Here is a 6,619-nt window from a genome sequence, read left to right as displayed (position 1 = left end):
ACTCCGCCGACAGCAGGCTCAGCGCCTTGCGCGCGTCGGTGACGATAAGCCCCGGCGCATCGGTGTATGCGGAATAGTCGGTTTGCGAGACATATGCCGCAAGGCCTTTGTCATCAAGGCCGTCGAGGAATTCCGGCTTGAACCGGCCCTTGCAGACCAGCAGGGTTCCCTTCCGCACCGAACGCGTGTCGTAAGTGATATGGGTGAAAGAAGCATGCGCGTCGGTGATGCCGTCGGCGTTCAGCGTCCATCCCTGAGGGGTGATGATTTCATTCAGCAGATGGTGCTCCAGCAGCAGCGATGCCGCTTTTGCAAGGGTCAAAGACATGGAAGTTCCTCTGGTAGCTTAATCGGACGATTCCTACCAAACCATCGAATTCTGGGAGCCCACTGAAAGGTTGCGAGGAGTTTGCTCATTCATGCCGTGACGCGCTCGCTAGAATGGGAGGCGTGACTGAAGTACAGACGGAAAGCATGAAGGACAGGCGCGCGCGCTTCGAGCGGCTTGCCATGCCCATCGTGGACGCGCTTTACCGGCAGGCCATGCGATTGACCAACAATCCCGACGACGCCCAGGATCTGGTGCAGGACACCTTCGAACGTGGATTCAAAGCGTTCGGTTCCTTCAAGGAGGGGACCAATTTCGCCGCATGGATGACGACCATCGAGCGCAACGCCTACTTCAACCAGTATTCCAAGTCCAAGCGTCGGCCGCAGCGGGCCAACGATTCCACCGGCGAATACGATGACTGGGATCTGTACTCCGCTTCCGAACATTCGGGCGAGGAGCTGAAATCCGCCGAACAGGAGTATCTGGACGCCTATGCCCCCGAGGAGATTCTCGCGGCGCTGGACAAACTGCCGCCGGAACGCAGGCAGGTGTTCATCGACGCGGCCATCGACGGCAAGTCGTATCAGCAGGTCGCCGATGAGCAGGGCGTGAAGATCGGCACGGTGATGAGCCGGTTGAATCGCGCGCGTGCCCAACTCAAGCGCGAACTCGCCGCATATGCGAAGGAACGTGGCTACGTCACGGCCGGAAAGAGGCAATCATGAACGAATCAGTGGAACGCCATGTGTCCATTACCACGATGGGCTCGGATGGAAGCGTGACCTATGTGGCGAAGACCAGCGTGCATGTCTCCGACGAGGGCGGTGACGGGAACCGATGGTTCGATCCGGAGACCTGTTGCGATGAGCGCGAACGCGCGCTGATCGCGGCGATGCGGGCGTATCTGCGACCGGAGCGCGCGCCGCAGTGTCTGGTCGACCGGTTGAAGGACACGCTCGACCGTTGCTGTGAGGATTCGCGTACGCACTGAGGGCGTCGGGCGGAGCGGAAACGGTCTGGGCCGCGATGCTGAAAAGAGAGGGGCCCCGCCGAACCGTGATGGTTCGGCGGGGCCCCTCCATGCTCTGTAGCGCTATTCGCGCCGGCAGGGATCAGGCGTTTGGACGCTTGCCGTGGTTGGCAGCCTTCTTGCGACGATCCTTGCGCTTACGTCCGCGCATGCCCATGATTGGACTCCTTTACTTGCGATTAATAAGCCTACGGGATTATCGCACATCGACCCGACGTTTGTAAAATCCGGCGTTCGATGCGCGAAATGTAAGTGCCGGCCTGTAAAACGGCCCGTCCGTCTCAGTCGAGCGCGCCGAGGAACAGCGAGGTGCTCGACGTGTCGCCCGGCTTGATGACGATGAGGTCGTCGCCGGTGTTGAAGGCGTTCGCATATGCGGTCTGCGGTTCGACGGCGACGCCCGCCGGGTGCTGGAACGCGGGGAACTTGGTGCCGGTGCACACCTGGAAGGAGGTGACGGTCTCGTCGCCGCCGACACGCACCTTCTTGCCGTCGGCGCGGGTGAAGATGGCGGTGACGGAGCCGTCTTCGGCGCGGTCCAGATCGGTCCACGCGTCGTCGAACGGCTGTTCGGTGAGCAGGGTGTCCTTGCGCAGGTCGTACTTGGTGCCGTCCACCGGCTCGGTGCCGGTCGGGATGAGGTTCTCGTCCACGGTGACGTGGGTGCGTGCCGGCAGCGTCAGGCTGCACTTGGCGTTGTGCTCGTCGATCTCGTCGCCGTAGCCGTTGAGGCTGTTGGCGAGCCACGGGTGGATGGCCAGGGCCCACGGGGCGTCCACATCGCCGTTGTTGTAGGCGCTGATGGTCAGGTGGAGTCCGTCGTCGGCGAGGCTGTAGGCGGCGGTGACGTAGATGTCGAACGGATATCCGGTCATGTTGGGGGAGCGCCATGCCAGGGTCACGGCGTCTTCGGCGAGGGAGACGAGATTCCAGAAGGAGCGGTAGCCGTAGCCGTGGATGGCGGTGTTGCGGTCATGCTCGTCGATGGGCAGCGTGTAGGTCTTGCCCTCGAAGGTGTAGACGCCGCCCTCGATGCGGTTCGGGAACGGAATCAGGATCTGGCCGTGGCAGCAGGTCACCAGGTCGTCCGGTCCGGGGGAGACGATCAGGTCGTCGCCTTTGTAGGTCAGCTTGCGCAGCGTCGCGCCGAGTTCGGTGACGACGGCCTTGTAGTCGCCGTGGGAGATGGAGAATTGCTGTCCGGTGCGTGCCGGCAGGTTCAAGCAGGTCATGGGTCACTCCATAGTGCTGTTCGGATGGTTTTCGCTTACACATGGTACCGCTAACATCGGGTTTTGTCTCTTTGCGACGGGGTTTCCGCGGATGTTGCGCGGTGCGGCGGCTCGGCCGTGGTCCCGTGCGCATGCCGTGATCGGGTTCGGGCTTCGCCGCTTCCGCGGGATTGACGTGGTTTCGCGCGTATGCCGCCGGTCGATGGGGAAGGCTGTGCCGGATGGTTATGGTTCCGCCTATGTGCCCGCCGTGGGCGGACTCCTTGGCTGCGTCTAATATTGAGAAGGATTTTTTGTGTGACGAAAGGCTTTCTGCTATGACCAAGCGAATCGTGTTGGCGGATCCCCGTGGATTCTGCGCCGGAGTGGATCGGGCGATTCTGACGGTGCAGACGATCCTCAAGGCGTCCCGCGGCATGCGGAAGGATGGTCTGCCTCCGGTGTACGTGCGCCGGCAGATCGTGCATAACCGGCATGTGGTCGAGGAGCTTTCGGCGCAGGGCGCGGTGTTCGTGCAGGAGTTGTCGGAGATTCCCGACGCCGCCGCCGAAGCGGGCATCCCGATCGTCTTTTCCGCGCATGGCGTGTCTCCGCAGGTCAAGGAGCAGGCCGCGGCACGCGGCATGCATGTAATTGATGCGACGTGCCCTCTGGTGAGCAAGGTGCACCGTGAGGTGCTGCGATTCGTCAAAGAAGGGTACGAGATCATCTACATCGGGCATAAGGGCCACGACGAGGCCGTGGGCGTCGTCGGCGAGTCTCCCGAGCATGTGCATCTGATCGAGCACGAGGATGATGTCGATTCCCTGGATTTCCGGGAGGACACGAAATTGGTGCTGCTCACGCAGACCACGTTGAGCGTCGACGAGACGTCCGGTACCGTCGCGGCGCTGAAGGCCCGCTTCCCATGGTTGCGGATGCCACCGAACTCCGACATCTGCTATGCCACGTCGAACCGTCAGGCGGCGGTCAAACTGGTCGCCCGCCAGTGTGATTGCATGGTGGTCGTCGGGTCGGCGAACTCCTCGAATTCCGTGCGGTTGATGGAGGTCGCCCAAGAGGGATTGGACGCGCGGTTTGCCGAGGGCGAACAGACGCAAGGCGGATGCGGCAGGGCGCATCGCGTCGATGACGCGTCCGAATTGGATCCGTCGTGGTTCGCGCAGGTCGAGTCTGTCGGCATCTCATCGGGCGCTTCGGTCCCGGACGAACTGGTGTCCGGCGTGGTGGACGCGCTCAAGGGCATGGGCTACGCGGATGTGAGCACCATCGAAACGATTAAAGAGAACATGCATTTCGTATTGCCGACGGAACTACGCCGGCAATACGATCGATGATATGAGGCGCAGAGCCGTCAGCCGACGGTTCTGCGGGCCATGCCGATCACCAGGTGCCGATGGGGGCGGCCGTGGCGTTGAGGACCTTCAGCAGGTCGTGGGGGTCAAGCCCGACGGAAAAGCCGCGTTTGCCGCCTGACAATAGGATTTCATCGTACTGCAGCGCGCTTTCGTCGAGCACGGTTTTGTGATGCGTGCGCTGGCCGAGGGGCGAGATGCCTCCCACCACATAGCCGGATTCGCGCATGGCCACTTTCGGGTCTGCCATGGAGACCTTTTTCGCGCCGACCGCGGCGGCCAGCGCCTTGAGGTCCATATGGCCGCTGACCGGCACGACCCCGACCACGCGTTCGGATCCGGTGTCGGCCATCAGCGTTTTGAACACCTGATGCTCATCGAATCCGAGTTTCGTGGCGGCCTCGACCCCGTAGCCGTCGTCCATATGGTCGTTCGAATGCGCGTATTCATAGGTTTTGAATGCGATGCCGGCCTTTTCCAACTGCACGGTGGCAGGTGTGGAGCCGGCGCCCTTCTCGTGTTTTTTCTTGCTCATAGCGCCCCATCATAGGACTCTCGCATACGCGAGACGCGATACGTCCGGATAGAAAAAGGGCTTTCGCCATAAGACGAAAGCCCTTTCGGAAATCATCGAGGAATCACGCGGAATGTTCCGCGGGAATTCACTCGGAGATCTCGGCGAAGTACAGCAGGGTACGGATCATGTTGGAGGTGAAGCCGTACTCGTTGTCGTAGAAGGACACGGTGCGAGCCAGGGTCACGCCGTCAACGGTGTTGACGTCGGTCTGGGTCGGGTCGAACACACCACCGTGGGTGTCGCCGAGGATGTCGGAGGACACGATGCCCTCGTCGTTGTAGCCGTAGTACTCGCAGTCAGCGAAGGCTTCCTTGAAAGCGGCGTTGATCGCGTCGGCGGTGGTCTCGGTGTTCAGAACGGTGGTCAGCTCGGTGACGGATCCGTCCGGAACCTGGACGCGCTGGGCGTGGCCCTGCAGCTTGCCGTTCACGGACGGAACGACCTTGCCGATGGCCTTGGCTGCGCCGGTGGAGTGGGCGATGGTGTTGATGCCGGCGGCGCGCAGGTTGCGGCCGGTCTTGGTGCCGCGCGGGCCGTCCAGCAGCATCTGGGTGCCGGTGTAGGCGTGGATGGTGGTCATGAAGCCGGCCTTGATGCCGAACTTCTCGTCCAGCAGCTTGACCATGGCGGCCATGGAGTTGGTGGTGCAGGAACCGGCGGACACGATCTTGTCGGAGGCCTTCAGGATCTTGTGGTTCACGCCGAACACGACGGTCGGGGTGACGTCGTCCTTGGCCGGGGCGGAGATCAGGACCTTCTTGGCGCCGGCGTTGAGGTGGGCCTGGGACTTCTCGGCGGAGGTGTAGAAGCCGGTGCACTCGAGCACGTACTCGACACCGTCGTTCTTGACCCACGGGATGTTGTTGGCGTCCTTCTCGGCGTAGACCTTGTATTCCTTGCCGTCGACGACGATGGAATCCTCGGTGGCCTTCACGTCGACCGGAGTGCCGTCGTCATGACGGAAGGTGCCGTGGGTGCTGTCGTACTTCAGCAGGTAGGCAAGGGTTGCCGGAGTGGTCAGATCGTTGATGGCGGCAACTTCGATGTCGCCAGCCTGGCCACCGCGAGCCTGGAGCTCGAAGATGCGGCGGAACGCCAGACGACCGATACGACCAAAGCCGTTGATACCAATCTTAACTGTCATGTAATTCTCCCTTTAGGGTAGGCCACACGCGCACCGGGGCACACGAGAGCCATTGTTTACCAACACTGCCCACTGTAGTGCGTCACCTGTACTTCGGGCAACGTTCCGCGGGCGTGTTCCTCGGAAAAACCATGTTTTTTGTGAGCGTTCACACATTGTCGCGGCCATGGCCGCCGTTTCGCCGGACCAACGCCGGCGAAACGGCGGTGTCGAGACGACCAAGATCGCCTTCGACGTCGTGGAAGCGTTCGACGCGCGGCAGCGGGGCCGAAAGCGGGAACGTGACGACCAGCGTCCCCCGTCCCACTTCGATTCTCGCCGGTTCGCCGGGAACCAGCTCGTTGCTCAACCCATTGACGCGCACATCGCTCATATCGACATGCGCGATCTCGTATTTGAGGCCGGTCTCGCTCACATCGGACGCCACATCGCTGTGCGAGAACACGGAGACCATACCGCCATGCGCCGCATCGGCCGCGGGGAATTCCAGCGCGCCGTCGCTGATGGCGGTCACCAGCGCGCCGTCGCCGTGCAGGAAACCGGTGCCTCCCCGCTCCGCCAGCAGCGCCATGAGCTGGATGTTGGCGATGGTGTGGTCGATTCTGCCGCCGAGCGCGCCGTATATGTGGAACGCGCGCGCGCCGTGCGCCCAGCCGATTTTCAAGGCGGACAGCAGATCGGGGTCGTCCTTTTCCGGCGGCAACGTCACCGTGCGGCCGTCATCCTGTGGGCGGTCGCCCCGGATCGAATCGAAATCGCCGACCGCAACGTCCACGTCGACGCCGAACTCGCGCGCATGGTCGAGCCCGCCGTCCGCGGCGACCACGAAGGCGCCCGCCGGCACGGACGGAATCTCCCGGTAATATTCGCCTGCGCCGAAAACCACGCAGATCCGCGTATCAGATGAAGTCATAGAGAGTAGTGTAGCTGCGGCGGAAGGAACGCGGATG

General features: G+C 62.4%; 8 protein-coding genes and 1 pseudogene. 3 read left to right on the top strand and 6 right to left on the bottom strand.

The genetic code is table 11. From position 1 onward, the window contains the following. Window positions 1–328 (bottom strand): annotated as a pseudogene (locus tag B3C64_RS07555) (UDP-N-acetylmuramoyl-L-alanyl-D-glutamate--2,6-diaminopimelate ligase); the annotation flags it as partial. Between the two features lie 113 nt (window positions 329–441). On the opposite strand from B3C64_RS07555, the gene B3C64_RS07550 reads away from it, so the two are divergent. Further along, complete coding sequence (locus B3C64_RS07550; protein WP_298048510.1) at window positions 442–1,056, top strand: sigma-70 family RNA polymerase sigma factor; 615 nt, start codon at window positions 442–444, stop codon at window positions 1,054–1,056. Then, window positions 1,053–1,322 carry a hypothetical protein gene (locus B3C64_RS07545; RefSeq protein ID WP_291534859.1) on the top strand — a complete coding sequence of 90 codons (270 nt, stop codon included), beginning with the start codon at window positions 1,053–1,055 and terminating at the stop codon, window positions 1,320–1,322. The genes B3C64_RS07550 and B3C64_RS07545 overlap by 4 nt, the downstream gene beginning before the upstream one ends. Before the next feature lie 121 nt (window positions 1,323–1,443). On the opposite strand, the gene B3C64_RS08770 is transcribed toward B3C64_RS07545, so the two are convergent. Then, window positions 1,444–1,518, bottom strand: a complete 75-nt coding sequence (locus B3C64_RS08770) for a 50S ribosomal protein bL37 (protein ID WP_003817083.1) — start codon at window positions 1,516–1,518, stop codon at window positions 1,444–1,446. Window positions 1,519–1,642: 124 nt separating this feature from the next. Continuing rightward, entirely contained in the window at window positions 1,643–2,593 is a 951-nt protein-coding gene (locus B3C64_RS07540) for an aldose 1-epimerase family protein (protein ID WP_291534858.1), read from the bottom strand. Between the two features lie 317 nt (window positions 2,594–2,910). Between B3C64_RS07540 and B3C64_RS07535 the strand changes: the two genes are divergently transcribed. Continuing rightward, window positions 2,911–3,930 (top strand): 4-hydroxy-3-methylbut-2-enyl diphosphate reductase, encoded by a 1,020-nt coding sequence (locus tag B3C64_RS07535; protein WP_291534856.1) that lies wholly within the window; start codon window positions 2,911–2,913, stop codon window positions 3,928–3,930. 46 nt (window positions 3,931–3,976) lie between these two features. On the opposite strand, the gene ybaK is transcribed toward B3C64_RS07535, so the two are convergent. From ybaK to B3C64_RS07520, 3 genes are all read right to left on the bottom strand, one after another. Continuing rightward, window positions 3,977–4,483 (bottom strand): Cys-tRNA(Pro) deacylase, encoded by a 507-nt coding sequence (ybaK, locus tag B3C64_RS07530; protein WP_291534855.1) that lies wholly within the window; start codon window positions 4,481–4,483, stop codon window positions 3,977–3,979. A 127-nt stretch (window positions 4,484–4,610) separates the two neighbouring features. Beyond that, complete coding sequence (gap, locus tag B3C64_RS07525) at window positions 4,611–5,669, bottom strand: type I glyceraldehyde-3-phosphate dehydrogenase (protein ID WP_291534854.1); 1,059 nt, start codon at window positions 5,667–5,669, stop codon at window positions 4,611–4,613. Window positions 5,670–5,817: 148 nt separating this feature from the next. Continuing rightward, window positions 5,818–6,582: a thiamine diphosphokinase gene (locus tag B3C64_RS07520; RefSeq protein ID WP_291534853.1), complete on the bottom strand. Its 765-nt coding sequence runs from the start codon at window positions 6,580–6,582 to the stop codon at window positions 5,818–5,820. Window positions 6,583–6,619 lie beyond the last annotated feature (37 nt).

The organism is Bifidobacterium sp. UBA6881 (assembly GCA_002451435.1).
GTDB lineage: Bacteria > Actinomycetota > Actinomycetes > Actinomycetales > Bifidobacteriaceae > Bifidobacterium.
This window is presented reverse-complemented; position numbering and strand designations above follow the sequence as displayed.

Coding starts and splice junctions, on each gene's coding strand:
- B3C64_RS07520 (WP_291534853.1), bottom strand. CDS start 6,582: ATGACTTCATCTGATACGCGGATCTGCGTGGTTTTCGGCGCAGGCGAA.
- B3C64_RS07535 (WP_291534856.1), top strand. CDS start 2,911: ATGACCAAGCGAATCGTGTTGGCGGATCCCCGTGGATTCTGCGCCGGA.
- B3C64_RS07545 (WP_291534859.1), top strand. CDS start 1,053: ATGAACGAATCAGTGGAACGCCATGTGTCCATTACCACGATGGGCTCG.
- gap (WP_291534854.1), bottom strand. CDS start 5,669: ATGACAGTTAAGATTGGTATCAACGGCTTTGGTCGTATCGGTCGTCTG.
- ybaK (WP_291534855.1), bottom strand. CDS start 4,483: ATGAGCAAGAAAAAACACGAGAAGGGCGCCGGCTCCACACCTGCCACC.
- B3C64_RS07540 (WP_291534858.1), bottom strand. CDS start 2,593: ATGACCTGCTTGAACCTGCCGGCACGCACCGGACAGCAATTCTCCATC.
- B3C64_RS07550 (WP_298048510.1), top strand. CDS start 442: ATGGGAGGCGTGACTGAAGTACAGACGGAAAGCATGAAGGACAGGCGC.